At 35.3% G+C, this 25,298-nt stretch carries 22 protein-coding genes; 12 read left to right on the top strand and 10 right to left on the bottom strand.

Annotated features, from left to right (window positions below):
* Nucleotides 1-20: 20 nt before the first annotated feature.
* The 3 genes from RBH95_RS08905 to RBH95_RS08895 are packed head-to-tail and all read left to right on the top strand — an operon-like array spanning nucleotide 21 to nucleotide 2,780.
* Nucleotides 21-1,115: a GNAT family N-acetyltransferase gene (locus RBH95_RS08905; RefSeq protein ID WP_307899234.1), complete on the top strand. Its 1,095-nt coding sequence runs from the start codon at nucleotides 21-23 to the stop codon at nucleotides 1,113-1,115.
* Nucleotides 1,116-1,124: 9 nt separating this feature from the next.
* Complete coding sequence (locus RBH95_RS08900; RefSeq protein ID WP_307899233.1) at nucleotides 1,125-1,766, top strand: sugar transferase; 642 nt, start codon at nucleotides 1,125-1,127, stop codon at nucleotides 1,764-1,766.
* Nucleotides 1,767-1,769: 3 nt separating this feature from the next.
* Complete coding sequence (locus RBH95_RS08895; RefSeq protein ID WP_307899232.1) at nucleotides 1,770-2,780, top strand: ATP-grasp domain-containing protein; 1,011 nt, start codon at nucleotides 1,770-1,772, stop codon at nucleotides 2,778-2,780.
* Here RBH95_RS08895 and RBH95_RS08890 read toward each other — a convergent pair.
* Nucleotides 2,773-4,005, bottom strand: coding sequence for a GNAT family N-acetyltransferase (locus RBH95_RS08890; RefSeq protein ID WP_307899231.1), 1,233 nt, complete (start codon nucleotides 4,003-4,005; stop codon nucleotides 2,773-2,775). The two genes, RBH95_RS08895 and RBH95_RS08890, sit on opposite strands and share 8 nt — an antisense overlap.
* A 273-nt stretch (nucleotides 4,006-4,278) precedes the next feature.
* On the opposite strand from RBH95_RS08890, the gene RBH95_RS08885 reads away from it, so the two are divergent.
* Genes RBH95_RS08885 through RBH95_RS08870 form a run of 4 tightly spaced genes read left to right on the top strand, consistent with a single transcriptional unit; the run spans nucleotide 4,279 to nucleotide 10,494 of the window.
* Complete coding sequence (locus RBH95_RS08885) at nucleotides 4,279-5,403, top strand: DegT/DnrJ/EryC1/StrS aminotransferase family protein (protein ID WP_307899230.1); 1,125 nt, start codon at nucleotides 4,279-4,281, stop codon at nucleotides 5,401-5,403.
* Complete coding sequence (locus tag RBH95_RS08880) at nucleotides 5,400-7,295, top strand: nucleoside-diphosphate sugar epimerase/dehydratase (RefSeq protein ID WP_307899229.1); 1,896 nt, start codon at nucleotides 5,400-5,402, stop codon at nucleotides 7,293-7,295. The genes RBH95_RS08885 and RBH95_RS08880 overlap by 4 nt, the downstream gene beginning before the upstream one ends.
* Nucleotides 7,296-7,314: 19 nt before the next feature.
* The gene (locus RBH95_RS08875) at nucleotides 7,315-8,118 is read left to right on the top strand and encodes a polysaccharide biosynthesis/export family protein (RefSeq protein ID WP_307899228.1); all 804 of its coding nucleotides are present in this window, start codon (nucleotides 7,315-7,317) and stop codon (nucleotides 8,116-8,118) included.
* Nucleotides 8,119-8,124: 6 nt separating this feature from the next.
* Entirely contained in the window at nucleotides 8,125-10,494 is a 2,370-nt protein-coding gene (locus tag RBH95_RS08870; RefSeq protein WP_307899227.1) for a tyrosine-protein kinase, read from the top strand.
* Nucleotides 10,495-10,496: 2 nt separating this feature from the next.
* Here the strand turns inward: RBH95_RS08870 and RBH95_RS08865 are convergent, their stop codons facing one another.
* Nucleotides 10,497-11,672 carry a proline dehydrogenase family protein gene (locus RBH95_RS08865; protein ID WP_307899226.1) on the bottom strand — a complete coding sequence of 392 codons (1,176 nt, stop codon included), beginning with the start codon at nucleotides 11,670-11,672 and terminating at the stop codon, nucleotides 10,497-10,499.
* A 93-nt stretch (nucleotides 11,673-11,765) separates the two neighbouring features.
* On the opposite strand from RBH95_RS08865, the gene aroB reads away from it, so the two are divergent.
* The gene (gene aroB / locus RBH95_RS08860) at nucleotides 11,766-12,842 is read left to right on the top strand and encodes a 3-dehydroquinate synthase (RefSeq protein ID WP_307899225.1); all 1,077 of its coding nucleotides are present in this window, start codon (nucleotides 11,766-11,768) and stop codon (nucleotides 12,840-12,842) included.
* Here aroB and RBH95_RS08855 read toward each other — a convergent pair.
* From RBH95_RS08855 to RBH95_RS08845, 3 genes are all read right to left on the bottom strand, one after another.
* Nucleotides 12,833-13,348 (bottom strand): DinB family protein, encoded by a 516-nt coding sequence (locus RBH95_RS08855; protein WP_307899224.1) that lies wholly within the window; start codon nucleotides 13,346-13,348, stop codon nucleotides 12,833-12,835. The genes aroB and RBH95_RS08855 overlap by 10 nt on opposite strands.
* 79 nt (nucleotides 13,349-13,427) lie before the next feature.
* Nucleotides 13,428-13,907, bottom strand: a complete 480-nt coding sequence (locus RBH95_RS08850; RefSeq protein WP_053992524.1) for an Lrp/AsnC family transcriptional regulator — start codon at nucleotides 13,905-13,907, stop codon at nucleotides 13,428-13,430.
* 73 nt (nucleotides 13,908-13,980) lie between these two features.
* A complete protein-coding gene (locus RBH95_RS08845; protein ID WP_307899223.1) occupies nucleotides 13,981-15,126 on the bottom strand; it encodes a M14 family zinc carboxypeptidase in 1,146 nt (381 codons plus the stop codon).
* Between the two features lie 298 nt (nucleotides 15,127-15,424).
* Between RBH95_RS08845 and RBH95_RS08840 the strand changes: the two genes are divergently transcribed.
* The 3 genes from RBH95_RS08840 to RBH95_RS08830 are packed head-to-tail and all read left to right on the top strand — an operon-like array spanning nucleotide 15,425 to nucleotide 17,028.
* Nucleotides 15,425-15,823 carry a helix-turn-helix transcriptional regulator gene (locus RBH95_RS08840; protein WP_307899222.1) on the top strand — a complete coding sequence of 133 codons (399 nt, stop codon included), beginning with the start codon at nucleotides 15,425-15,427 and terminating at the stop codon, nucleotides 15,821-15,823.
* A 29-nt stretch (nucleotides 15,824-15,852) separates the two neighbouring features.
* On the top strand, nucleotides 15,853-16,242 hold the full coding sequence (locus RBH95_RS08835) for a hypothetical protein (RefSeq protein ID WP_307899221.1): 390 nt from the start codon (nucleotides 15,853-15,855) through the stop codon (nucleotides 16,240-16,242).
* Nucleotides 16,243-17,028, top strand: coding sequence for a TerC family protein (locus tag RBH95_RS08830; RefSeq protein ID WP_307899220.1), 786 nt, complete (start codon nucleotides 16,243-16,245; stop codon nucleotides 17,026-17,028).
* A 223-nt stretch (nucleotides 17,029-17,251) separates the two neighbouring features.
* On the opposite strand, the gene RBH95_RS08825 is transcribed toward RBH95_RS08830, so the two are convergent.
* The 5 genes from RBH95_RS08825 to RBH95_RS08805 form a co-directional block, all read right to left on the bottom strand.
* Nucleotides 17,252-19,909, bottom strand: coding sequence for a DNA gyrase/topoisomerase IV subunit A (locus tag RBH95_RS08825; protein ID WP_307899219.1), 2,658 nt, complete (start codon nucleotides 19,907-19,909; stop codon nucleotides 17,252-17,254).
* Nucleotides 19,910-19,912: 3 nt separating this feature from the next.
* The gene (locus RBH95_RS08820; protein ID WP_307899218.1) at nucleotides 19,913-20,392 is read right to left on the bottom strand and encodes a hypothetical protein; all 480 of its coding nucleotides are present in this window, start codon (nucleotides 20,390-20,392) and stop codon (nucleotides 19,913-19,915) included.
* Between the two features lie 7 nt (nucleotides 20,393-20,399).
* A complete protein-coding gene (locus tag RBH95_RS08815) occupies nucleotides 20,400-22,256 on the bottom strand; it encodes a DNA topoisomerase IV subunit B (RefSeq protein WP_307899217.1) in 1,857 nt (618 codons plus the stop codon).
* Nucleotides 22,257-22,401: 145 nt separating this feature from the next.
* Entirely contained in the window at nucleotides 22,402-23,496 is a 1,095-nt protein-coding gene (gene ychF / locus RBH95_RS08810) for a redox-regulated ATPase YchF (RefSeq protein ID WP_307899216.1), read from the bottom strand.
* 142 nt (nucleotides 23,497-23,638) lie between these two features.
* Nucleotides 23,639-23,992, bottom strand: coding sequence for a 4Fe-4S dicluster domain-containing protein (locus RBH95_RS08805; protein ID WP_307899215.1), 354 nt, complete (start codon nucleotides 23,990-23,992; stop codon nucleotides 23,639-23,641).
* A gap of 80 nt (nucleotides 23,993-24,072) precedes the next feature.
* Between RBH95_RS08805 and RBH95_RS08800 the strand changes: the two genes are divergently transcribed.
* The gene (locus RBH95_RS08800; RefSeq protein WP_307899214.1) at nucleotides 24,073-25,131 is read left to right on the top strand and encodes an acyl-CoA reductase; all 1,059 of its coding nucleotides are present in this window, start codon (nucleotides 24,073-24,075) and stop codon (nucleotides 25,129-25,131) included.
* Nucleotides 25,132-25,298: the final 167 nt, after the last annotated feature.

Raw genomic sequence — 25,298 nt, 5'->3', positions numbered from 1 at the left:
GAAACTATAATTAATACTAAATGAAATTATTGGTAGAAAAAATACAAAGTGAACTTGATTTCAACAACTATCTAAAAATTGTAGAATCTTTCAAGGTCAACAATCCATTTTATAGAATTATTGACGCAAACCTCAATGAGTTAAAAGATGGAAACCTGAGGTATTTTATCATGCAAAACCAAGATGAGGATAACCTCATTGTAATGCCTTTTTTATTGAGAAAAATAGAATACATTAATCAAAAGGACCAATATTATGATGTCATTTCTCCTTATGGTTATAGCGGCCCTCTATTTAATCAAAATTTATCAAGAGGATACCTCATTTTATTTTGGGAGCTGGTAGATGAGTGGTATAGAAACAACAATGTTGTTTCGGAGTTTGTTAGATTCAACCTGTGCAATAATTATGACTTTTACTCAGGAACCTTAATCCCTACACTCATTAACGTAAAGGGCGCTATAATTGATTCCCATGTTCAATGGAGCAACTTTAAACAGAAGGTCAGAAACAATTACAGAAGAGGAATCAACAACAATTTAAAAATTGAAATTGCTTTTGAAGATATCGATGACTCGACAATTCAATTATTTCATTCCATTTACATTAGAACAATGGCAAGAATACATGCTGAAGTCGAATATTTCTACTCTACAAATTGCCTAAAAAACATCATTAAATTGAGTCGACGTAAATGCTTAATTGCTTTTGTGTATTTTGAAGACATCGCCATTTCCGCCGAATTAATATTGATTTCAGGCACATCACTATATTCGTATTTAGGAGGCACATTGTCGGATTATTTTAGTTTAAGACCGAATGATTTTTTGAAGATAGAAGTACTTAACTGGGCAAGAAAAAATGATATGGAATACTACATATTAGGCGGAGGCAGAAAAGATTATGACAATTTGTATAGATACAAAAAATCATTTTTTCCTCATGACACAGATGTTATCTATTATACCGGGAGAAAAATTGTGAATAAACAGATTTATGATAATTTATGCAACATTTATAATGTTGAAGTTTCTGATAAAGAAAAAATTACAACTCAATATTTTCCCGTATATCGTAAAAACAATGAGTCAGTAAAACGATGTGTATATAGATAGTGCATTAACATGGTAAAAACGCAATTGCTATACAGTAAGTTTATCAAAACCATAATTGACTTGGTTTTGGCTGTATTTGGCGTCTTAATGCTATCTCCTATCTTTTTTGTTATTCTAATCCTTCTTTGGTTTAGCAACAAAGGTAAGGTGTTCTTTTACCAGGATCGTCCGGGCAAGAATGAACGCATTTTTAAAATCATCAAATTCAAAACCATGAATGATAAAACAGATGCACAAGGCCAACTGCTCCCTCCCATAGAAAGATTGACAAAAACAGGCATGTTCCTTCGTAAATATTCTTTAGACGAAATCCCACAACTTATAAATGTTATCAAGGGAGATATGAGTCTTATAGGACCAAGGCCCCTTCATGTAAGATATTTACCGTTGTATAATGATTTTCAAAAGCACAGACATGACGTAAAACCCGGCATTACAGGTTGGGCTCAAATAAATGGACGCAATTCCATTTCTTGGGAAGAAAAATTCAATTATGACGTTTGGTATGTTCGTAACATTTCACTCTGGTTAGATCTAAAAATACTAATTGGTACCTTTTTAAAAATATTTAAAAAGGAAGGAATTTATTCTCCTGAAAATGATATCGTACCAGATTTCACAGGCACATTACAAAAAGAAAACAGCTATTAAACTATGCTCAATATATTATTCACTTGTGCAGGTAGGCGCACCTACCTAATAAATTACTTTAAGGAAGCCTTAAACGGAAAAGGCCTCGTATTTGCTGGGGATTTAAGCCCTACAGCTCCTGCCCTAGTTGAGGCTGATAGAGCTATAGTTTTCCCTAGTATTTATGATTCCAATTATATACCCAAACTGAAATCGGCTATTGTTAAGTACAATATATATGCAGTAATATCCTTAAATGATTTAGAGCTACCGCTTTTAGCCAAACACAAATTGGAGCTAGAAACTACGGGGACAAAAGTCATTATTTCCAGCGAAAGAGTCATTGACTTGTCGTACGACAAAATGAAAACGCACAATTTTATAGAATCCATAGGTTTAAATTCTCCAGCCACTTACACTTCTCTAGAAACAGTAAAAAATGCCTTAAACAGCGAAGAGTTAAATTTCCCATTGGTCATTAAGCCTCGTTGGGGAAGCGCATCTTTAGGTTTAGAATTTGCCAACAACATGGAAGAACTTGAGCTAATATTAAAGCTCCAAACTCTAAAAATAAACAACCTCCTAAAAGAAGCTAAAATTCCATCTACCTTTAATGAATTAATCATTCAGGAAAAAATTCCGGGACAGGAGTATGGAATGGACATTGTTAATGATTTTGAAGGCAATTATGTAGGAACTTTTGTTAGAAAAAAAATGAATATGAGATCTGGCGAAACAGATAAAGCCGTCTCCATAATTGCCCCAATGTTTGAGGAGTGTGGAAAACAAATTTCTGAGAAACTGGGACATATCGGCAATTTAGATTGCGATGTTTTTCAAGTGAAAGACAAACTTTTCGTGCTAGAATTAAACCCCAGATTTGGTGGTGGTTACCCTTTTTCACATGAAGCAGGAGTTAACACTTCTGCTATGTATATAGAATGGCTTCAAGGACATAAAAATGTCTCTCAATTTATAAATTACAAACCCGATGTAATGTGCTCTAAATGCGACAGATTATTACGTATCAATTAAGAATAATCCTTTGAGATTTTTCTGCACCATTGATAATAAGAGTATCCCCATTAATTTTTTTATAAACCTTAATATTCTCAATAGGCTCTGGGTTGGCAAATAGAAATGAATAAACGAATTTTCTATAAAAATCAGATTTATAATCGTTTAAATCTATCTTAGTGAAGCTTTGATCTAATTGAAAATTGTCAATAGTTTCAATTTTTATCTTAGAATTATACAAACGATCCCTCCTCGATTTTAATTGAAAAAGTAAACGTCTATATAGTATGTTCACGTTCTTTTCTCTCAAATAGCGTTTGAATTTGAAAAACATTCCTAATTTCCATGCTATGGTTTTTGCAAATAAGGACTTTGAATCATATAGAATGTGATAGTCAAAATGATATTGCACGTTTCCCCACTCTTCTTTAAAATCAAAATAGCCCTTCGAAAAATCAGCTATTTTCATATTATTTTCATAACACCATTCTATAATCTTTATTATTGAAATTTTCCCAATATTGAATTTATAGTAATCCGTATCAAAAACTGTTATAGACACAAACACCACAGTATCCGAGTTAATGTTTAAAGTTATAGCTATGGGGATGTCATCGTTGTAAATCACAAATAAGGTGGCCTGCTTTTTCTGAAGCATCTCAAAGACGTACTCCCGGTAGAATGCCCATTTATCAGATCTTAAATGGTGATAGTTAAACTGCTTGTCTGCAAACCGTTTAGTTAACAAACCATGAAACTGCTTAAAGAGAATTTCAAATGATGACCGGTCTAAATCGTTAGAATGAAATTTGTATGAAATATTAAAACAGTCTTCCAATCGTCTCTTTCTAGATTTATAGCCGCGGATATTTTTTGAGCTAATCCTACTCTTTATGTAATCCTGAGAGGTTTTATAATTTTCAAAATCCAACAGAAACCCATCGTATTGATAAATTGACTTACAACGCAAATCGGTCTTTGATGGATCTAAATTGGGTACGTTAAAAAATTCCGGAATATCATATATCAAAAACACCTTGTTTTTAAAGTCGGTAGCTTTATAATTAAGCTCGTAATAAATTCCTTTGGTTAAATTTTTTCCAACGTTGGTGTAGAACGGCTCCCAAGATCTTTTAAAAAAACTCACATTCGTTAGAAAGTCAAAGTTTTCCGATTTTTTATTATGATTGAAATATTTAGACCATAAATGGACGAAAGTACTCGAGGTAAATGGGCTTTTCATGATGCAATAAAATTAAAGGCTTATCAATAATTCTATTCTAAAATAACAAATTTTAAACAACATTGCATTGACAAACAATTACTTAACATTAAAATCGTAAAAAACAATCCATTTATCGGTTTTATTTCAAATGAGTCACCCGATTGATTGATATTTAAGGTTGAAAACTAAAAAAACACGAAGTATTTGTTTTTCAACCCTCATTTAGTCCGTAAATTTGATAATCGATTTGAAGAAACGAGATGACACTGTATTAACCAACAAAGCAACCGGATGAACCCTAAAATATGGCTTTCCTCGCCTCATATGGGCGGAAATGAGCAACGGTATATTGATGAGGCTTTTAAATCTAATTGGATTGCACCCTTAGGTCCAAATGTAACTGGTTTTGAAGCTGATATTGAATCCTATTTAGGACAAAACAGCCATGCTACTGCGGTTAGTTCAGGGACAGCTGCCCTTCACTTAGGACTTATGTTGCTGAATGTTGGCCCAGAAGACGAAGTGATTTGCCAAAGTAAAACTTTTGCAGCTTCTGCCAATCCCATCACATATCTTGGTGCATCTCCCATTTTTGTGGATAGTGAAACGGAAACATGGAACCTCTCTCCTGAACTTCTGGAAGAAGCCATTAAAGATCGTATTGCAAAAGGAAAACGCCCAAAGGCAATCGTTACCGTGCATCTTTATGGCATGCCTTATATGGTTAATGAAATTCATGGGATAGCCTCTCGTTATGAGATCCCAATCATTGAAGATAGTGCTGAAGCATTAGGAAGTTCATACCAAAATCAAAAGTGCGGTACCTTTGGAACCATTTCAATTCTGTCTTTTAATGGCAATAAAATTATTACAACATCTGGCGGTGGCGCACTTATTAGCAAAACACCATCCTTGAATGAAAAGGCATTATTTTTAGCCACTCAAGCTAGGGATAATACTCCAGAATATCACCATACTTCAATCGGCTACAACTATAGAATGTCTAACGTACTTGCAGGAATTGGCAGAGGACAAATGGAAGTATTGGAAGAGCGAATCGCACTAAGAAGAAGTAATTATCATTTGTACCACAGTGCATTAAAGGGTATAAACCAGTTAAGTTTTCTAGAGGAACCCACAAGCTACCTAAGCAATCGTTGGTTGACCTGCTTTTTAACAGATTCTGAAGCAACAAGGGAAGGCTTAAGAATGTATTTGGCAGAACAAAACATTGAATCACGTCCACTTTGGAAACCTATGCACTTACAACCTGTGTATCAAAAATGCCCTGCATATATTAATGGAGTGTCCGAAGATCTTTTTAAGCGAGGTCTCTGTATACCAAGCGGATCCAATTTAACTGAAAATGAATTAAATAGAGTGATATTGGCAATAAAAATGTATTTTAGAGTATGAATTTGGAATTTGTAAATAAACTAACCCAAAGATACGCCTCCAAATGGTTGGTGCTTATCTTTGATTTATGTGTGGTTGTTTTTACTTTCCTCCTAGCTTATTTAATCCGGTTTAATTTTAAGTTTGATTTTGAAATTTTGCTGGTACTAAAACAATTGCCTTTTGTTATTTTGGCGGCAACCCTAAGTTTTTTAGCAGTGGGGTCACATAAAGGAGTTGTTAGATATACTGGTTATAAAGACATTATCAACATTATCATTGGTGTTAATTTATTAGCCACCATTTTAATAATTACTACTTTTTTTAGCAGAAAATATAACTACGAAAGCATATTCAACATCTCTGGCTCAGTAATCTACATTCATTTAATGCTGAATATCCTTTTTTTGATAGGTTCAAAACTTTTTATCAAATCCATCTACAATAGTTTAATTCAAGATTTAAAACCTATTACCAATGTCTTGATATATGGAGCAGGAAGTTCTGGCATGATTACATATGACGCCATTACAAATGACCCAAAAACCAATCATAATGTTGTTGGATTTATTGATGATAACGAAAGAAAAGTAGGAAAGAAAATAGACCTCCTTTACGTATACAGTCTCATTAAGATAAATCAAGAATTCGTTACCAAAAATAAGGTTGACGAAGTTATTATCTCCATACAAAGCATAGACCCTACTCGACTTATGAATATTACAGGGTATTTGTTGGAGTTAAAATTAAAAGTCAAAATTGTCCCTCCTGTGCAACAGTGGATTGATGGAGATTTGAGCATAGGGCAAATTAAAGATGTCAAAATTGAAGATTTATTAGGGAGAGAACCTATTACTATCGTAAACCCTGAATTAGAAGAACAATATAACGACGAAATTATTTTGATTACGGGTGCAGCAGGCTCCATAGGCAGTGAAATAGCTCGCAAAATCACCCAATATGAATATAAAAAATTAATTCTTGTAGACATTGCCGAATCTGCTTTATATGATATTCAACAAGAGTTTATCAGGAAAGGCATCCAACGGTTTACAGCTATAGTGGCCGATGTTAGGGATGAATACAGAATGGATGAAATTTTCAACAGGACGAAACCTAAAATCATATTTCATGCTGCTGCTTACAAACATGTCCCTTTAATGGAAAACAATCCTTACGAAGCAGTAGGTGTTAATATTGCCGGCACCAAAAACATAGCAAATCTTTCCGTTAAGTATTCTGTAGATAAATTCATTCTCATTTCTACCGATAAGGCTGTTAACCCAACAAATGTGATGGGAGCAACAAAACGGATTGCAGAACTTTACATAAACTGCCTTCAAAATGGACCAGGGCACACCAAATTTATAACTACTCGCTTTGGTAACGTTTTAGGATCCAATGGGTCCGTAATCCCTCTGTTCAAAAAGCAAATTGAAGAAGGAGGTCCATTAACAGTAACCCACAAAGAAATTACTAGGTTTTTCATGACTATTTCAGAAGCCTGTCAATTAGTGCTTGAAGCGGCAACTATGGGTCAAGGAGGGGAAATATTTGTTTTCGACATGGGCTCTTCGGTTAAAATATTTGATTTAGCCAAGAATATGATTGCGCTTTCCGGTTTGAGATACCCCGAAGACATTGCTATAAAAATAACCGGATTAAGGCCTGGAGAAAAGATATATGAGGAGCTACTGGCTGATGGTGAAAAAACAAAGCCCACCTACCATGAAAAAATAATGATTGCCTTAATAAAACCCATAGACACAGAGGATATTAGCTATAAAATTATTAACTTATGTAATATTTATTCTAAAGTTCAAAATTTAGAAATTGTATCTCAGATCAAGGAGATCATTCCCGAATATCTGTCGAATAATTCAAAGTTTGAAGTTTTAGATATAAAAAACTAACCTTAAAAGTCCCGTTTTTATGAACTTCATAATGTTTAGAAAATTTTATGCGCACAAAAACGCCGTAAAACTCCTTATTCTTCTTGCTTTGGTTACCGTTTCATGTGCCAGCAGAAAAGACTTTGTTTATTTCCAGGATGAGCCCGTTAAAAAAGAAGACATTAGCCTTGTAAATACGGAATTGGTTTACGGAACCGACGACCTATTAACAATTGATGTGTCCTCATTGGACCCTGAAGCTTCAAGACCATTTAATCTTCCAGTAGTATCCTACTCCCCTACAGTTATTGGGGCTCAGGGACAATTAAAAATGCAAACCTACCTAATCGATATTAATGGAAACATTGAATTTCCAGTGTTGGGAACCATCAAACTAGGGGGATTAACGCGAACAGAAGCTACCGCTTATCTTAAAGAGCGCCTTTCCGAATACATCAAGGATCCAATTGTCAACATTCGACTTGCTAATTTTACCATTACCGTTCTAGGTGAAGTCAATAGGCCCGGAACCTACACCATTCAAGATGAAAGAATATCTGTAAGTGAGGCGTTGGGGCTTGCAGGTGATTTAACCAACAATGGTAAGCGAACCAATGTGTTTTTAATAAGAGAATCTGGAGGAGAAAAACGATTTGCAAGATTGGATCTCACCTCTGTCAACTTAGTCAATTCTCAACTGTATTACATGGCGCAAAATGATGTGCTAGTTGTTGAACCCAATAGAGCCCGAAGAAATGCTTCTACATATAATCCCAACACCGCGGTAATCATTTCTGCTATTTCTACCCTCGCTACAATTACAGCCATTTTTGTAGTAAAATAACCAACTATGGAAAACCAAAATGTTAATACCAAAGAATTAGTCAATAGTGTTGTTGGGACCTATTTGTCCCGATGGAAACTAATTGTGGCTTGTTTGATTGTGGCATTTATTATAGCATTTTTAAAAGTGAGGTATACCGCCCCTATGTATCAGGCTACTGCAAGTTTAAAAATTAAAGAAGATAAAAATTCAAACAAACTTGCCGAAATCTCTACTTTGCAAAATTACGGGATGTTTTCAAATAACTTTTCCAATGTAAATGATGAGATAGAGATAATTAAATCCCGTACAATTATTGCTGCAGTTGTAAAAGACCTTAAACTGAATATCAAACAATATGTGAGTGGTAAAATTTTGGATGGAGAAGCTTACACAGCACCCCCGTTTACTATTAATTTTCTTGAAAGCGATAGCATCATAGACAAGGTTGGCAAATCTTTATTCATAAAAGTCCTTTCCCCTCAGCAGTTTGAGCTTTCCTATACAGATAACTATAAGCTATTTAAATTAGGGGACGATCCTTCTGAAATCCACAATTTTGGAGACAAAGTGTCTTGGGATTACGGAGAATTCATCCTTACACCAAATATTGGAGTTTATGGAACAGCAGTAGATTCCTACGTTGAAATAAGAATTACTCCTTTAGATAATGTAATCGAAGGATATCTTGGTAAAATAAAAATAGAAAGCAGCAAAGAATCCAATGTCATTAAGGTATCGGTTACCGAAGAAATCCCTGAAAAATCGGTCGTCGTCTTAAATAAGCTTATTGAAAAATACAATCAAGATGTCATCAATGATAAAGAACAAATTATAGAAGCAACCTCTGCTTTTATTACCAATAGATTGGATATGGTTTCAAGGGAATTGGAAGAGGTTGATTTTACTGCTGAAAGCTTACAAAAATCCAACAAGCTAACTGCTCTTACCTCTCAGGCCAACATCTATTTGCAAAGTGAAAAAGAGACAGAGTCAAGAATAATCGAAACCTCAAATCAATTAGAGCTTATCGATTATATGCAAGACCATTTGGATGATCATAGTAGCAATTCGGATCTACTTCCAGCCGATATTGGTATTTCAGATAATTCTGTGGGGCAAATCACTAAAAGCCACAATGAATTGGTACTTCAAAGAAATAGAATTCTCAAAAATTCTAGTGAAAAGAACCCTACTGTTATCAATTTAAACAATCAAATATCGGCGCTCAAAGAAAATTTAAAACAGAGTCTACAAAATATAGAAAACACCAATAAAATCACCCTTAACAACCTTAATAACGAAGAGGCAAGAATAAATGCTCAAATATATTCTGCCCCAACCAAAGAACGCCAATTCCGTGATATTAAAAGACAGCAAGATATTAAGGAGTCTCTCTACCTATACTTACTTCAAAAAAGAGAGGAAACTGCAATAACATTAGGAATGTCTGCGCCAAATGCTAAAGTGATAGATCAGGCCTACTCCCAATCAACTCCTGTTTCTCCAAAGAAAAAAATTATTTATCTGGCAGCATTTCTGCTAGGTTTAGCTGTTCCTATTGGCTTCATATACGTAAAAGACCTCTTGGACAATAAAGTGCATGACAAAGATGACGTACAACGAATACTTAGCGCACCGTATATTGGGCATATTCCAAAGTCCATTCGTTCCAAAAATAAATTGATTAAAAAGATTGACTATTCTCCAAAAGCCGAAGCTTTTAGAATATTAAGGACAAACATTAATTTTTTACTTAAAACTAAGAAAGAAAAGGGTAAAACAATTTTTGTGACCTCTACAACCAGTCAAGAAGGCAAATCACATACCTGTGTAAATCTAGCTTCATCCATATCCTTTTCTGGACAAAAGTGCTTAATTGTAGAAACCGATATTAGGGTGCCGAAAGTAGATGACTATCTTAACATTAAAACACATAAAGGTCTTACAGATTTTATAAGTGATCCTGAATTAAAAATCAATGATATAACAGTAGCCATGAAAGGGAATGATAATTTATTCGTTATTCCCTCTGGAACGATCCCTCCTAACCCAGCAGAGCTACTTATGAGTGAACGCGTAGGAAACCTATTTAATGAAGTTAAAAAAATATACGATTACATTATTGTAGACACTGCTGCAGTTGGCCTAGTAACAGATACTCATTTGATTAGTCAATATGCGGACATGTTTCTATATGTTGTAAGTGTAAACAATGTAGACAAACGACAATTGCACATAGCTCAAACCCTATATAAAGAGGGGAGACTTCCTAATATGGCCGTTATACTAAATGGCACCCTATCCAAAAATGGCTACGGCTACAGTTATGGATATGGCTACGGAAAAAATCCAAACAAAAAGAAATGGTACAACTTTTTAAAAAAGCTCTCCTAAACTTATTCCAATTTTCTTCTGGAGCGTTCCTTTTTTAGCAAGTTCAACTCTCTTGTAGTTTGACCTGCAACAGAAGTGTTTTCTTCAGCTCTTCTTATTAAATAAGGCATTACGTCTTTTACAGGCCCAAAAGGCACGTACTTCGCAACATTATAGCCCTCTTTAGCAAGATTGAAGCTAATATGGTCGCTCATCCCATATAACTGCCCGAACCAAACCCTATTGTCATTCTTTTCAATTTTGTATTGCTCCATCAATTCCATGGCCAAATAACAACTGTATTCGTTATGAGTTCCAACAAACACGGCAATATCATTTAAATGCTCCAAAGAATAAGACATGGTGTCGTTGAATGTATTATCCGTCAATTCCTTTGTTTCGCAAATTGGAGACGGGTATCCCTTTTCTTCAGCTCTCTCACGCTCCTTCTCCATATACGCGCCTCTAACAATTTTAATCCCAATTTTAAAACCATCTTTTTTTGCTCGTTCATGCAAAGACCTCAAGTAGTCTAAACGGTCCCAACGGTAGGTTTGCAAGGTATTATATACAATAGGTTTTTCAGTATTATAACGACGCATCATTTCTTCAACTAGGGCATCTGCGGCATCCTGCATCCAACTTTCTTCGGCATCAATTAAAATTTCCACATCTCGTTCCTTTGCCAATTTGCATACCGTATCATAGCGTTCCACTACTCGGTCCCATTCCTTTTGTTCAGAATCGGTAAGCGATTTGCCTTGGCCTAACTTTTGGTATAAATGAAACCTTCCAAATCCTGTTGGTTTGAAAACAGCAATGGGCATGGCTTTTCGTTCATCTGCAAAACGGATGATTTTCAAAGTAGTTTCCATGGCACCGTCAAAATGTGCTTCTGTTTCTTTTCCTTCTACAGAAAAATCCAAAACAGAACAAACCCCTTTGCTATACATATTATCTATAACACTCAAACAATCTTCTTCATTGACGCCTCCACAAAAATGATCAAAAACAGTTGCCCTTATCAAGCCTTCCACTGGTAAATGTGCCTTCAAGGCAAAGTTCGTAGCAGCTGTCCCAATTCTCACCAAAGGTTCATGAGAAATCATTTTAAACAAAAAATAAGCACGTTCAAGCTCAGAGTCGCTTTTTAGCTCAAAAGCAACTTTTGTATTGTCAAATAATTGTTTTGTTGTCATTTGAAAAAAATAATGCAAATATATTTATTCATTCCCTAATTTTATCCCAAAAACTACTTATTTTCACAGCATATTATTAACTATTTTCCGGTAATGAATTCTATAGTATCTGCATCATCCAAAGTACACTTTAACGAAGAGGGTTACCTTGCTTTAAACAGCTATTTATCAAGCAATAAGTTCTCCAAGATTTTTGTCTTGGTGGACTCTAACACACATGGCCTTTGCTTGTCCCAATTTTTACCAAAAGTTGAGACGGATGTTGAAATTGAAATTATAGAAATTGAACCTGGCGAAGAGCATAAAAACATTGAAACCTGTACCGGTGTTTGGAGTGCCTTATCAGAACTTGAGGCTGATAGAAAAAGTTTGCTGTTAAACCTTGGTGGTGGGGTTATAACAGATTTGGGAGGGTTTGTAGCCTGTACTTTCAAAAGAGGCATAAAATACATTAATATTCCCACTACTCTTTTAGCCATGGTAGATGCTTCGGTTGGAGGTAAAACCGGTGTAGATCTAGCGGCGTTAAAAAATCAAATTGGAGTTATTAGCTCAGGTGAAATGGTGCTAGTAGACACTTCGTTTATCAATACACTTCCTCAAAATCAATTAAAATCAGGATTGGCAGAAATGCTCAAGCACGGACTAATTTACGATAGATCCTACTGGAACAAAATGAGTGACCTCGAACATTTAACCCTCGCTGATTTAGATGTTTTAATTCACGAATCCGTTCTTATTAAAAATGATATTGTTGAAAAGGACCCGTATGAGAACAACCTTCGTAAAACCCTGAATTTTGGTCATACCTTAGGACATGCTATTGAGTCTTATTTTTTAAACTCTCCTGAGAAGTCAGAACTTCTCCACGGCGAAGCTGTTGCCATAGGAATGATTCTAGAATGCTATATCTCTTCAGAGTTAACAGGTTTACCTAAAAGTGATTTGCATGAAATCCAAGAAGCGATTACCAAGCTATATGCATATGTGCACATTAATAAAAGTGACTACAATGACATTATAGAGCTTTTAAAATACGACAAAAAAAACGAGCATGGTAATATTAACTTTGTATTACTTGAATCTATAGGGAAGCCTAAAATAGATTGTTTGGTTGATAATGAGTTGATTTTAAAAGCCTTCGAATTTTATAAATCCTGCTATAAGTAATGATCACTTATTATTTTACAATGATGATTTTCATGTCCCAGAATAATAAAACCAATTGCCCTAACTGAAATACTAGAGTTATTAGCATTTCCCGCAAACGAAAACATCTCCTCCGTAAAACTTTTAAATAAAGATAACGTAGATGCTCTTACTTTTTTGTACTCATCAATCAAATCGGCCATAGATTTGGTATTAGCATTACTGTTTACCACATAATCATCCTGCTCAAAACCGGGAAGTGGTGTCGCATCCTTTCTTGAAATACAAAGAGCTCTATAGGCAAACACACGTTCGGTATCAATAATATGCTGGACAATCTCTTTAATAGTCCATTTTCCTTCGGAATATCGGTATAAGTGTCTGTTCAAATCAATTTGTTCCAAGAACTCTACAACCTTAGCCCCATTATTCTCCAAACCTATTAACAGTTCAAGTTCCCCAGAATTATCTATATAAGATTGATAATACTCATGGTATTCACCCGGCAATAAAGCTTCCTTTTTCATTTTTTTTGATTTAAAAAAAGAGCTACCGTTAATATTTAACAATAGCTCTTTCCGAAAAAAACGTAACGTTAATTACTTATTACAATTCATTAAAAATTGTATGCATTAAACGTTTTTTATCATTAATACTTTCTTCCAAAGAAATCATGGTTTCTGTTCTGTAAACACCATCAATATCATCCAGCATAAAAATTACATCTTTGGCATGGTCCGTATTTCTTGCTCTAATTTTACAGAAAATATTGAATTTTCCGGTGGTAATATGCGCTACAGTTACATATGGAATTTGGTTTATACGTTCCAAAACAAATTTAGTTTGAGACGTATTTTGAAGAAACACCCCTACGTAGGCAATAAAAGAGTATCCCAGTTTTTTGTAATCCAATGTTAATGAAGACCCTTGGATAATCCCTGCTTCCTCCATTTTTTTCACTCTCACGTGAACAGTCCCTGCGGAAATAACCAATTTTTTTGCGATGTCTGTAAAGGGAATCCTAGTATTATCGATCAACATATCCAAAATTTGGTGATCGATTTCGTCTAATTTGAATTTAGCCATATTTAAGTTCTGTTAAATTTAAAACAAAAATAGTAGATTTTCTTTGAAGATAATACAGTATATCACATTTTTTTTACATTATTAATGATATTTTATGATTTTCAATGAAAACGAAATCGATTTCGCTACCCTCTTCCAGCTCCATGTTTTTAGCACTTAACACCCTCTGTTTATTGGCGTTATAAGCTTTATGAGCATAGTATTCCCCTCTCTTGGAAAGACGCGCTACTTTAGGTGTAAATTTAACACTTATTTCTTCCAGCCTTTCTTCGTACTGAATGCAAACATCACAAATTTTTCCGTCCACCAAAGCGTCCCTAATAATAATATCATGGAACAATTTTTGATTTTCTGGAATATTAAAATAATTTTCAAAATTGGAACCGTCTAAATTTTGAGTACCGATGTAATGAAACGACACCATTAAAGCATAAAAAATAAGCTTCCTAGTTTCTTCCCTTGCATAATCCCCAGGGTAATGTCCTGCTTCAAATAATATTGTAGGCACTCCCAAATGCTGAAACGTATCCCCTACACAATTTAAATTAAAACTATCATCATAAATCCCAACTTGATTTGGAATTACAGCCTGCAAATGCTTGTTCATTTCTGCGATAATTTCCATAGCCACCTTTCTATTAGGTGTTAAGGATCGTGCTTCGTCCTGAGACGGCGCTAAAAACGATAATACTGCAGAATTATCATTAGCTCCTGCACTAAATATGGTACGCTGCCCATGTAAATTATAACAATAATCAGGTTTAAAAGATTCAAAACAGTTTTTAAGCACCATGCTTTCTGGCTGTGTTAGGTTTTGCGCATCTCTATTAAGGTCTACTTCATTAGCATTAACACGCGTGTAAGCCTTTGCTCCATCAGGACTTAAAATGGTTATCACCTTAAAGGTGCAGCTCTTTAATAATTGTGTGCCAATTTCCGAAGGCTGCTTAAAGAAATTAAACACGTCAAAGAGAGCCTTAGTAGTTGTACTTTCATTTCCATGCATCTGAGACCATAACAGAAGCTTCTTTGGTCCCTTACCAAAAGTTACAGAATATATGTTTTGTCCTTTAACTGATGTACCTATGACATCTACTTCAAAAAAAGAAGGCAGGTTTTTTAATAAGGGTTCAATAGAGGCATTATGAATATATCTATGGTAAAGTGATTTTTCGCAAATCAGATCATATTGTTGCGATAGGCTATTTATAGTCATCATTAAATTTTAGGTTACAAAGGTAAACAAAGTGGTATTTACAAATGTAAACAATAATTCAACTGCTAGATGTATACTATTGTAACGCTCTTACTATACCATAAAAGCTGTTTATTAGTAGTGATTGCGAATACTGCATCTAAAACTAAACAATAAAACCAAAACATTGTTTTTCAGTAATTTAAATGCTATCACATAAAGTTAAAAATTAAATAAAAAACACTTAAAAACCACTTTTTTTACCTTTGTAAGCAATATTTATTTACATTTGTAAAAACAGACCTCAAACAAATTGTTTACAATGATAAACAACGATGATTTTGTTAAACGCTTGCAAAAAGTAATAGAATATTATGGAGAAAGCGCCTCCTCCTTCGCCGAAAAAGTAGGTGTACAACGCTCAAGTATTTCCCATATTTTATCAGGAAGAAACAAACCTAGTTTGGACTTCGTCCTAAAAATACTACAGTCCTACCCCGAAGTAGAGTTGTATTGGCTCCTAAATGGCAAAGGTGTATTTCCTAATGAATCCGCTCCTATTTCTGGGCAAACCTCTCTACCCATAATTGAACGAGAAAACCACCCTAAAGAAACCCCTAAACCACCTCTTCCCTTCAACGAAAAATCAAATAGCAAGGATATTGAACGTATTGTTATTTTTTACACGGATGGAACTTTTAAAGAATATCATAAAGAATAAAATTCTTTAGTAATTTTGTCCAAACCTTAATGATGAAGATAATTTACACTCTTTTTAGCTGTTTGATTTTTACTAGCTGTTTTAATATTGAACGCAATTGTAACGATTATAAAACTGGGACCTTTCAATTCAACTATATGGAGGACGGGGTTGAAAAAACAGGTAAATTTGTAAGGACTGAGGCTTACAGTATTGATTATTTCGAAGGTAAAATAGACTCTTCCTCCGTTAGATGGATCAACGATTGCGAGTTTATCCTAACCAACTTGCACCCGAAGTCTAATCAAGAAAAAAGATCCATCCACATGAAAATTATTAGCACTTCAAAGAATAGTTACACCTTTGAATATAAATACGCTGTAAAGGAAGGTAATCGCCCCGACCGAGTTGTTAAGGGCATTGCCAAAAAAATAGAGTAAATGTTGGAATTTTTGTTAACCGGGGAAGCTATCATGGCACTGTTTACCCTCACTTTTCTCGAGGTAATCCTGGGTATTGACAATATAGTATTCATTTCTATTGCCGCAAATAAATTGCCTGACAACCAACGTTCAAAAGCGACTACTATTGGACTTTTATTAGCAATGGTTCAGCGTATTGTACTTTTGTTTTTTGTGTCTTTTTTAATTGGTCTGAATCAACCTTTTTATGTTCTAGACACCAATTGGCTTCACATTAGCATTAGTTGGCAAGCCTTGATTTTATTCACTGGAGGTTTATTTTTGATTTACAAAAGCACTTCAGAAATTCGAGAAAAGGTGGAGAATCCAACCCATGACGAACAATCGGTTAAGTCTAAAAAAATAAAATCACTGTCTCAAGCCTTGTTTCAAATATTGATTATTGATTTTATTTTTTCCATAGATTCCATCCTTACCGCTGTGGGGATGACAAATGGCCTGCATCCAAACCATAATTACTCACTAATGTTAATGGTTATTGCTGTAGTAATTTCTATAGGAATAATGATTTTGTTTGCTAATCCGGTGAGAAAATTTATTGACAACCATCCTAGTATGCAGGTTTTAGGATTAGCATTCTTGATTCTTATTGGATTTATGCTTATTACGGAAGCAGCTCATTTATCACACACCTCTATTTTTGATCAAACCATAGGAGCTATTCCAAAGGGGTATTTATATTTTGCAATTGCATTTTCACTTTTTGTGGAATTGTTAAATTTTAAAACTTCCAGAAAAAGATAAACTATAGAAAAACTAAAAAATTTCTTTCAGGTAAAAATCACAAAAACAACAAAGCCAAATTCTCCTACTTGCTCATAATTCGCGTATTTGTTTTTTTTCTTACCCAAGCCAGGAATACGCAAGATATGGAGATGAATAAAATCCTTGTTTTATACCAACCAAAAAAAAGGCCAAATCATCAAAATTAGATTTAGCCTTTTTATAAAAATAAATTTTGTAAAAATTAGAACAAAGCCGTTTGGCCTTGATCGTCGTTATCGCTTCCTACATTATCTTTTTGGTCCGAAACATCTTCTTCGTTAGACTCCTCTTTTTTATCTGAGACATTGGTTTCATCCACAACTTCCAAATCATCGGCATGCACTTCTTCAGGAGCTTCATAAGGTAACGGATCCAACAAACTTATCTGGTTCACTTTAAACTTGGTCAGTTGGTTTCCGAGAGCAGAAATTCCTTTAACACTGATAAATTCCTCCAGATTTACCAAAAGATTTTCCTTTCTATCCTTTCCTCTTTCTTTTGTAAACTCAACTTCAGCCATAGGTTTCCAATCTGTAGAAACTATTTCCAATTGAGAATCCGGGTGATCAGGAATAAAGCTTTCCTCTCTTCCTTCATTCTCTATAAAAAAGCGCTTCACATAATAAAGTTCTTTCTCTCCATTATAGTAAATGGCCGAAATAGGTTTTTTAGGAACCCATTTCTCCATAATGATCATATCATTGTCAAAGTGGGCCATTAATTCTGGAATAATTGTTTTAACTACCCCCGATTGATTAATGATCAAAATACGATCTTCACCTCTAAATTCTCCAAGCAATTCCCCTCTTCCATCAACATTTAAACGCTGAACTGCCTCGTCAAACCAAATTTTCCTCGGTTTTAAGGTCGAAACACCTTTCTCTTTTAGCTCTATGCGCTTCACGGAATATTTGGTCACCAGATTTCCTTTTGACGCTCTTCCTTTTATTAGGATTTCCGCAAAATCTAAATCCCATTTTAGTTTCTTTATACTACCTACCTGACGTAATAACACGGTTACAACTTCAGCCTCACCATTTGGATTTGCTGAAAAATATAACATAGTAGATCCTTTAGCACCATTAGTAAGATCGTACTCCCTATCACGAGTAATAGAGGTTACAGCAAAACGCTTTACATAGGTTGGTCCACCTTTGCCATCACGATAAATCATATTATAAATGGTACGCTTGTCTTTTTTCTTAAACACCGCAACATGAATAATGTCCTTGCCTATAAAGGTTTTGGTATCTACTTTGGTGACCATCATTTTACCATCCCCAGTAAAAACAATAATATCATCTATATCACTGCAATCACAAACATATTCATCCTTCCTAAGCGAGGTTCCTATGAACCCTTCTTCTCTATTTACATATAATTTGGTGTTTCTGATGACTACTTTTGTAGCATCCACATCATCAAATACTCGAATTTCTGTTTTACGCTCTTTTCCAGGTCCGTATTCTTTTTTCAGCCTTTCAAAATATGCAATCGCATAGTCTATAATATTGGCCAAATGATGCTTTACTTCTGCTATTTGACCTTCAAGAGCTTCTATTTTTTGAAGTGCTTTATCAATATCGAATTTGGAAATACGCTTGATTCTGATTTCAGTTAAACGTACAATATCCTCTTCGGTTACTGCTCTTTTTAAATGCTTTATATGTGGTTGAAGTCCTTTATCGATTGCTTGAATAACGCCTTCCCAGGTTTCCTCTTCCTCAATATCACGATAAATTCTGTTTTCAATAAATATGCGCTCCAAAGATGCAAAGTGCCATTGCTCCTCAAATTCGTTAAGTTTAATTTGCAGGTCCTGTCTCAGTAACTCAACAGTATTATCAGTTGAACGCCTCAACATTTCAGACACTCCAATAAAGAGCGGTTTGTTATCCTCAATAACACATCCTAAAGGAGAAATGGACATCTCACAATTGGTAAAAGCATATAATGCATCTATGGTTTTATCAGGTGAAATACCAGACGGTAAATGCACTAGAATTTCAACTTCTGCAGCCGTGTTATCCTCGATCTTTTTGATTTTTATCTTGCCTTTATCGTTTGCTTTTAAGATAGAATCAATTAAAGTAGAGGTATTGGTGCCAAAGGGTATCTCTGTAATAACCAGTGTATTTTTGTCGTATTGGGAAATCTTAGCTCTTACCCTAACACGACCACCGCGGTTACCATCATTATAATTAGTGAAATCTGCAATTCCTGCAGTCGGAAAATCGGGCAGAATGGTAAAACGTTTCCCTTTCAAATGCTTTACCGATGCATCGATAAGCTCTATAAAGTTATGAGGCAATACTTTAGTAGACAATCCTACAGCAATACCTTCGGCTCCCTGTGCCAACAACAACGGAAACATTACCGGCAAATTTATGGGCTCTTTACGTCTTCCGTCATAAGAGGCTTGCCATTCTGTAATTTTTGGATTATAAACAACATCCAATGCAAATTTGGATAATCTCGCTTCTATATAACGAGACGCTGCAGCTCCATCTCCCGTTAATATGTTCCCCCAGTTTCCTTGGGTATCTATTAACAAATCCTTTTGGCCAATTTGCACCATAGCGTCACCAATACTAGCATCCCCATGTGGGTGATACTGCATGGTATGCCCAACAATATTGGCAACTTTATTATAACGACCATCATCCAAATCTTTCATGGAGTGCATGATTCTTCGCTGCACAGGTTTAAAACCGTCTTCTATGGCAGGTACAGCCCGTTCAAGAATTACATACGAGGCATAATCCAGAAACCAATCTTTGTACATTCCCGTAACCCGGGTAATGGTTTCTTGTTGATCGTCTCGTTCATTATTGAGCAAATCGTCGTTATCTTCTGTCATTAATTATTTAGATTTTCTATTTAGTTTTATCATTTTACTCAAGGATTGCTTAATATATTTTCGCTTTCTTCTAGAGACCAGCGTAATATTAAACCTGTCTTTATTGACATGCCCTCTTTTATCCTTGATATAAAGCACTAAAGACTTATAAACTATAAAATTGTTAATTCTATAGCGTACTAATTGGTCTTTGGTAAATTCAACTTTATTTTCCCTATAATTGAAATAGTCTGCCAACAGCAATCCCCGGTTTATCACAACCACTTTTACTCCATCGCTATCGTATTCAAAATATTTTGAAATATAATAGACAATAAAAAACAGCACTACAAATCCTGTAGCAACAATAGTAAAAGTCATAAAAGGATTATCACTTACCTCTGTGAACGCGCTAAAAACCGTAGCCAAAAGTATGGCAAGAACAATCAGTATAAAATACACCGAAATGATAACATTCTTTACTTTAGCGTTATTGGTCCTCATAGATCCCCTACTTTTCTTCCACTACGTCTAACTCTACTTTCAGGTTGTTGATGATAAATTCCTGTCTGGAAGGTGTGTTTTTCCCCATGTAGAATGACAATAGTTCTTCTATGGACTTGTCTTTATCCAACATCACAGGATCCAAACGAATGTCCTCTCCAATAAAATGCCTGAACTCATCAGGAGAAATTTCACCCAACCCCTTAAATCGGGTGATTTCCGGTTTTGGCTTCAGTTTATCAATAGCGTAAAGGCGCTCTTCCTCTGAATAACAATAAATAGTTTCCTTTTTATTACGAACCCTAAATAAAGGCGTCTGTAAAATATACAAATGGCCTTCCTTTATCACTTCTGGAAAAAATTGCAAAAAGAACGTGATCAACAACAGTCTAATATGCATTCCATCCACATCGGCATCGGTAGCAATTACAATATTGTTGTAACGCAAATCTTCCAAGGATTCTTCAATATTTAAAGCTGCTTGCAATAAGTTGAACTCTTCATTTTCGTAAACAATCTTTTTGGTCAAACCATAACAATTCAAAGGTTTCCCCTTTAAACTGAATACCGCCTGAGTGTTTACATCCCGAGATTTTGTGATACTTCCAGATGCCGAATCCCCCTCTGTAATAAACAGGGTAGTCTCAAGATTGCGTTCATTTTTTGTATCTCCAAAATGAACTCTACAATCGCGCAACTTCTTATTGTGAAGATTGGCTTTTTTTGCCCTGTCTTTGGCTAACTTACGAATTCCAGAGAGCTCCTTACGTTCCCGTTCGGCCTGAAGGATCTTTCTTTGAATTCTATCTGCCGTTTCAGGATTTTTATGCAGATAATTATCTAAATGCGTTTTTAGGAAGTCGTTTACGTAGGTTCTTACCGTAGGCAAATCGCCTCCCATATCGGTAGATCCTAGTTTAGTTTTTGTTTGACTCTCAAAAACCGGCTCCATAACTTTAATGGAAATGGCGGAAACAACTGATTTACGCACATCAGACGCATCATAGTTTTTTCCGAAAAACTCACGAAGGGTTTTTACCAAAGCCTCTCTAAAGGCTGCTAAGTGTGTTCCTCCTTGGGTTGTGTTTTGTCCATTAACAAACGAGTGATACTCTTCGCTATATTGAGTTTTGCTATGGGTAAGTGCGACTTCTATATCATCTCCCCTCAAATGAATGATTGGGTAAGCCAAATCAGATTCATTTGTGTTATCGCCCAACAAATCCTTAAGTCCATTTTCACTGTAGAATTTTTCGCCATTAAAAACTATGGTCAACCCAGGGTTAAGGTAGACGTAATTGCGAAGCATTTTTTCTACGTACTCGCTTCGGAACTTGTAATTCTTGAAAATTGCATCATCCGGAACGAAGGACACTTTAGTTCCTTTGCGTCTGGAAGTATCCTCCAGCATTTCTTCGTTGGTCAGGTTCCCTTGATGAAACTCTGCCGAAGCCGACTTTCCATCTCGAGTGGATTCTACACGAAAATACGTAGACAGGGCATTTACTGCCTTGGTACCAACCCCATTTAATCCAACGGACTTTTTAAAGGCTCGCGAATCATACTTTCCTCCAGTGTTCATTTTCGAAACCACATCCACCACTTTACCTAAAGGAATACCGCGACCATAGTCACGCACAATCACTTTATTCCCCTGAATGGAAATCTCAATGGTTTTTCCTGCCCCCATGACATACTCATCAATGGAGTTGTCCAGAACTTCCTTTAAGAGAATATAGATACCATCATCTGGAGAAGAACCATCCCCCAGCTTCCCGATATACATCCCAGGACGCATCCTGATATGTTCTTTCCAATCGAGTGAGCGAATATTGTCTTCCGTGTAATTGGTTTGTTCAATCATATAACAAGCCTATGCAATTATTTTTTGAGTTAGATGCTAATATAATATTTCGGCGCAAAAATCCGAAATAAACAGATACAAATTACACACAAAAAAGCCAATATTTTATAGAATATTGGCTTTTAGATTTGTAAGAAAAATAGTTTTAAACGTTAAACAAGAAGTGCATAACGTCACCATCTTTCACGATATAATTTTTCCCTTCTACACGCATTTTCCCTGCTTCTTTTACTTTGGCTTCACTACCAAAGCTTACGTAATCTTCATACCCAATTACTTCCGCTCTAATAAATCCTTTTTCAAAATCAGTATGAATAACTCCAGCCGCCTGAGGAGCCGTTGCTCCTATATCGACAGTCCAAGCTCTTACTTCCTTCACTCCTGCCGTAAAATACGTTTGCAGATTCAGTAATTTATAAGCCGAACGGATTAACTTGGAAGATCCAGGCTCATCCAACCCTACATCTTGCAAAAACATCTGACGCTCTTCGTAATCATCCAGTTCATTAATGTCTGCCTCGGTACCGACCGCTAAAACTAATACTTCAGCATTTTCATCCTTTACAGCCTCACGCACTTGTTCAACATAAGCATTTCCTGAAACCGCTGAACCTTCGTCTACATTACACACATACATTACCGGCTTATCTGTAATGAATTGAGAAGGCTTTACATAATCGTTGTAATCATCTTCTCCAAACTCCAAAGCCCTTACCGAAACCCCTGATTCCAATCCTTTTTTGATTGCCAACAACACGGCTTCTTCTTTTTGAGCTTCCTTATTTCCGGTTTTTGCAGCGCGTTTTACTTTGTCCAGTTTTTTATCAACTGTCTCCAAGTCCTTTAATTGCAACTCCATATCGATAGTTTCCTTATCTCTGATAGGATTTACACTGCCGTCTACGTGAACAATATTGTCATTTTCAAAACAACGCAAAACATGTAGAATAGCATCTGTTTCACGGATATTTGCTAAGAATTGATTCCCTAATCCTTCACCTTTACTGGCTCCTTTTACTAAACCTGCAATGTCAACAATCTCCACTGTTGCTGGTATTACACGCTCAGGACTCACCAATTCCTCTAATTTTTCCAACCTAGGATCCGGCACGTTTACCACTCCCACATTAGGCTCTATGGTGCAAAATGGAAAATTTGCACTCTGTGCCTTGGCATTGGACAAACAATTGAATAATGTTGATTTTCCTACATTAGGCAATCCTACAATTCCTGCTTTCATATTATAGTTTTAGTTCATTAAGTTACTTCGCATCACCATGGAAATGCGGCGCAAAGTTAACCAATTATACGATGTTTGAAACAAAAAAAATCCTGAGTTGTTCTCAGGATTTTTTGTTGCGTTATAGAATTCTGTATCCCTGTTAATCTTCAGGGTGCATAAAGCGTTGTTTTCCTAATAATTCTTCATCTGATTCTACATGATCATCATCTGGTACACAGCAGTCCACTGGGCACACAGCAGCACACTGAGGCTCCTCATGGAAACCTTTACACTCTGTACATTTATCTGGAACTATATAATATATCTCATCGCTAAGAGGCTCTTGGGCTTCCTCTGCATTTACAGACTTGCCGCTTGGTAAGATTACATCTCCATTTAAACTGGTTCCATCATTGTACCTCCAGTCGTCAGCACCTTCATATATAGCGGTGTTAGGGCATTCCGGTTCGCAAGCCCCACAATTTATGCATTCATCTGTTATAATTATTGCCATAGCATTTTTTCTATTTCAGCGTTTAAATTTTCTAACTTTGTACAAAAATAAAGCCAAAACCATTCATAACCAAACACAGAATGAATTTACCAGAAAGAATTGATGCATTCGTAAAATTAGGTGATTTTTTAAGTCAGTTTACACAAAATGATTTCATAAAAAAAGAAAATATCCCGCACAATGATCTTTTCTTCGACGGCTTCAAACATCAAATAAGTCTAGCTAACGAACACAATGGCTGGTTCACTAAAGAGAATATTGTATACGCATTAAACGGGTGGTCTAATTCGCTAACAGAAAGCAACATTAACAAATGGCTATCAAAGTATAACTTTAATGATTCAGCTTCAAAAAATGTGGCAGTTATCATGGCTGGAAACATTCCTTTGGTAGGTTTTCATGATTTTATTTCAGTACTCTTGGCCGGTCATAATGTTATTGTAAAACAATCCAGTAACGACAAACATCTCCTTCCCTATTTGACGAAATATTTAGAATTTGTCGAGCCTGGTTTCAAAGGAAAAATACGTTTTACTGAAGAAAAATTAGAGAATTTTGATGGCGTTATTGCAACGGGGAGTGATAATACAGCTCGTTATTTTGAATACTATTTCAAAGACAAACCTTCCGTAATTAGAAAAAACCGCAATTCGGTAGCGGTTCTTACCGGAAACGAAACTGCAGATGAACTTAAAGAATTGTCCAACGATATCTTTAGATATTATGGATTAGGCTGCCGCAATGTATCTAAATTATTCTTGCCTAAAAACTACGATTTTGATGCTTTTTTCAAAGCTATGTACGACTGGAATCCCATTATCAATGAAACAAAATATGCCAATAACTACGATTACAACAAAGCGGTCTATTTAATGAGTGAATTTGATATTTTGGAAAATGGTTTTTTAATGATTAAAGAAGATGCTAACTACGCCTCTCCCATCGCTACCGTTTTTTACGAATATTACGATGCCATGGAAGACTTAAAAGTCAAATTGGTGAAGGATGCAGAAAATATTCAATGCATTGTTTCAAACAATGTTATGGACAATGAAATCCCTTTCGGACAGACACAAAACCCTCAACTTTGGGAATATGCCGATAATGTAGATACTATTGAATTTTTGTTACAAATTTAGCTGATAAATTATTAATTTTTTAACGCCTTTTTTAATATAATTTATCAACTTTGCCTTCAACACAATCAAAATTATAACTAATAGAGTTTTTTATATAAAATTCTATCAAACAACTTATTAAACTACACCATAGATCATACATTCTAACAACACAATTTTAATATTAT

Origin of the sequence: Mangrovimonas sp. YM274 (assembly GCF_030908385.1) — a bacterium.
Taxonomy (GTDB): Bacteria; Bacteroidota; Bacteroidia; order Flavobacteriales; family Flavobacteriaceae; genus Mangrovimonas_A.
The sequence above is the reverse complement of the archived record's forward strand: the minus strand, read 5'-3'. Positions and strand labels throughout refer to the sequence as shown.

What these genes read in the sequence shown, in the direction of transcription:
- RBH95_RS08895 (WP_307899232.1), top strand. Translation starts at nt 1,770, where the DNA reads ATGCTCAATATATTATTCACTTGTGCAGGTAGGCGCACCTACCTAATA.
- RBH95_RS08835 (WP_307899221.1), top strand. Translation starts at nt 15,853, where the DNA reads ATGATGAAGATAATTTACACTCTTTTTAGCTGTTTGATTTTTACTAGC.
- RBH95_RS08900 (WP_307899233.1), top strand. Translation starts at nt 1,125, where the DNA reads ATGGTAAAAACGCAATTGCTATACAGTAAGTTTATCAAAACCATAATT.
- RBH95_RS08840 (WP_307899222.1), top strand. Translation starts at nt 15,425, where the DNA reads ATGATAAACAACGATGATTTTGTTAAACGCTTGCAAAAAGTAATAGAA.
- RBH95_RS08805 (WP_307899215.1), bottom strand. Translation starts at nt 23,992, where the DNA reads ATGGCAATAATTATAACAGATGAATGCATAAATTGTGGGGCTTGCGAA.
- RBH95_RS08855 (WP_307899224.1), bottom strand. Translation starts at nt 13,348, where the DNA reads ATGAAAAAGGAAGCTTTATTGCCGGGTGAATACCATGAGTATTATCAA.
- RBH95_RS08825 (WP_307899219.1), bottom strand. Translation starts at nt 19,909, where the DNA reads ATGACAGAAGATAACGACGATTTGCTCAATAATGAACGAGACGATCAA.
- RBH95_RS08875 (WP_307899228.1), top strand. Translation starts at nt 7,315, where the DNA reads ATGAACTTCATAATGTTTAGAAAATTTTATGCGCACAAAAACGCCGTA.
- RBH95_RS08880 (WP_307899229.1), top strand. Translation starts at nt 5,400, where the DNA reads ATGAATTTGGAATTTGTAAATAAACTAACCCAAAGATACGCCTCCAAA.
- aroB (WP_307899225.1), top strand. Translation starts at nt 11,766, where the DNA reads ATGAATTCTATAGTATCTGCATCATCCAAAGTACACTTTAACGAAGAG.
- RBH95_RS08850 (WP_053992524.1), bottom strand. Translation starts at nt 13,907, where the DNA reads ATGGCTAAATTCAAATTAGACGAAATCGATCACCAAATTTTGGATATG.
- RBH95_RS08885 (WP_307899230.1), top strand. Translation starts at nt 4,279, where the DNA reads ATGAACCCTAAAATATGGCTTTCCTCGCCTCATATGGGCGGAAATGAG.
- RBH95_RS08820 (WP_307899218.1), bottom strand. Translation starts at nt 20,392, where the DNA reads ATGAGGACCAATAACGCTAAAGTAAAGAATGTTATCATTTCGGTGTAT.
- RBH95_RS08870 (WP_307899227.1), top strand. Translation starts at nt 8,125, where the DNA reads ATGGAAAACCAAAATGTTAATACCAAAGAATTAGTCAATAGTGTTGTT.
- RBH95_RS08890 (WP_307899231.1), bottom strand. Translation starts at nt 4,005, where the DNA reads ATGAAAAGCCCATTTACCTCGAGTACTTTCGTCCATTTATGGTCTAAA.
- RBH95_RS08865 (WP_307899226.1), bottom strand. Translation starts at nt 11,672, where the DNA reads ATGACAACAAAACAATTATTTGACAATACAAAAGTTGCTTTTGAGCTA.
- RBH95_RS08800 (WP_307899214.1), top strand. Translation starts at nt 24,073, where the DNA reads ATGAATTTACCAGAAAGAATTGATGCATTCGTAAAATTAGGTGATTTT.
- ychF (WP_307899216.1), bottom strand. Translation starts at nt 23,496, where the DNA reads ATGAAAGCAGGAATTGTAGGATTGCCTAATGTAGGAAAATCAACATTA.
- RBH95_RS08905 (WP_307899234.1), top strand. Translation starts at nt 21, where the DNA reads ATGAAATTATTGGTAGAAAAAATACAAAGTGAACTTGATTTCAACAAC.
- RBH95_RS08830 (WP_307899220.1), top strand. Translation starts at nt 16,243, where the DNA reads ATGTTGGAATTTTTGTTAACCGGGGAAGCTATCATGGCACTGTTTACC.
- RBH95_RS08815 (WP_307899217.1), bottom strand. Translation starts at nt 22,256, where the DNA reads ATGATTGAACAAACCAATTACACGGAAGACAATATTCGCTCACTCGAT.
- RBH95_RS08845 (WP_307899223.1), bottom strand. Translation starts at nt 15,126, where the DNA reads ATGATGACTATAAATAGCCTATCGCAACAATATGATCTGATTTGCGAA.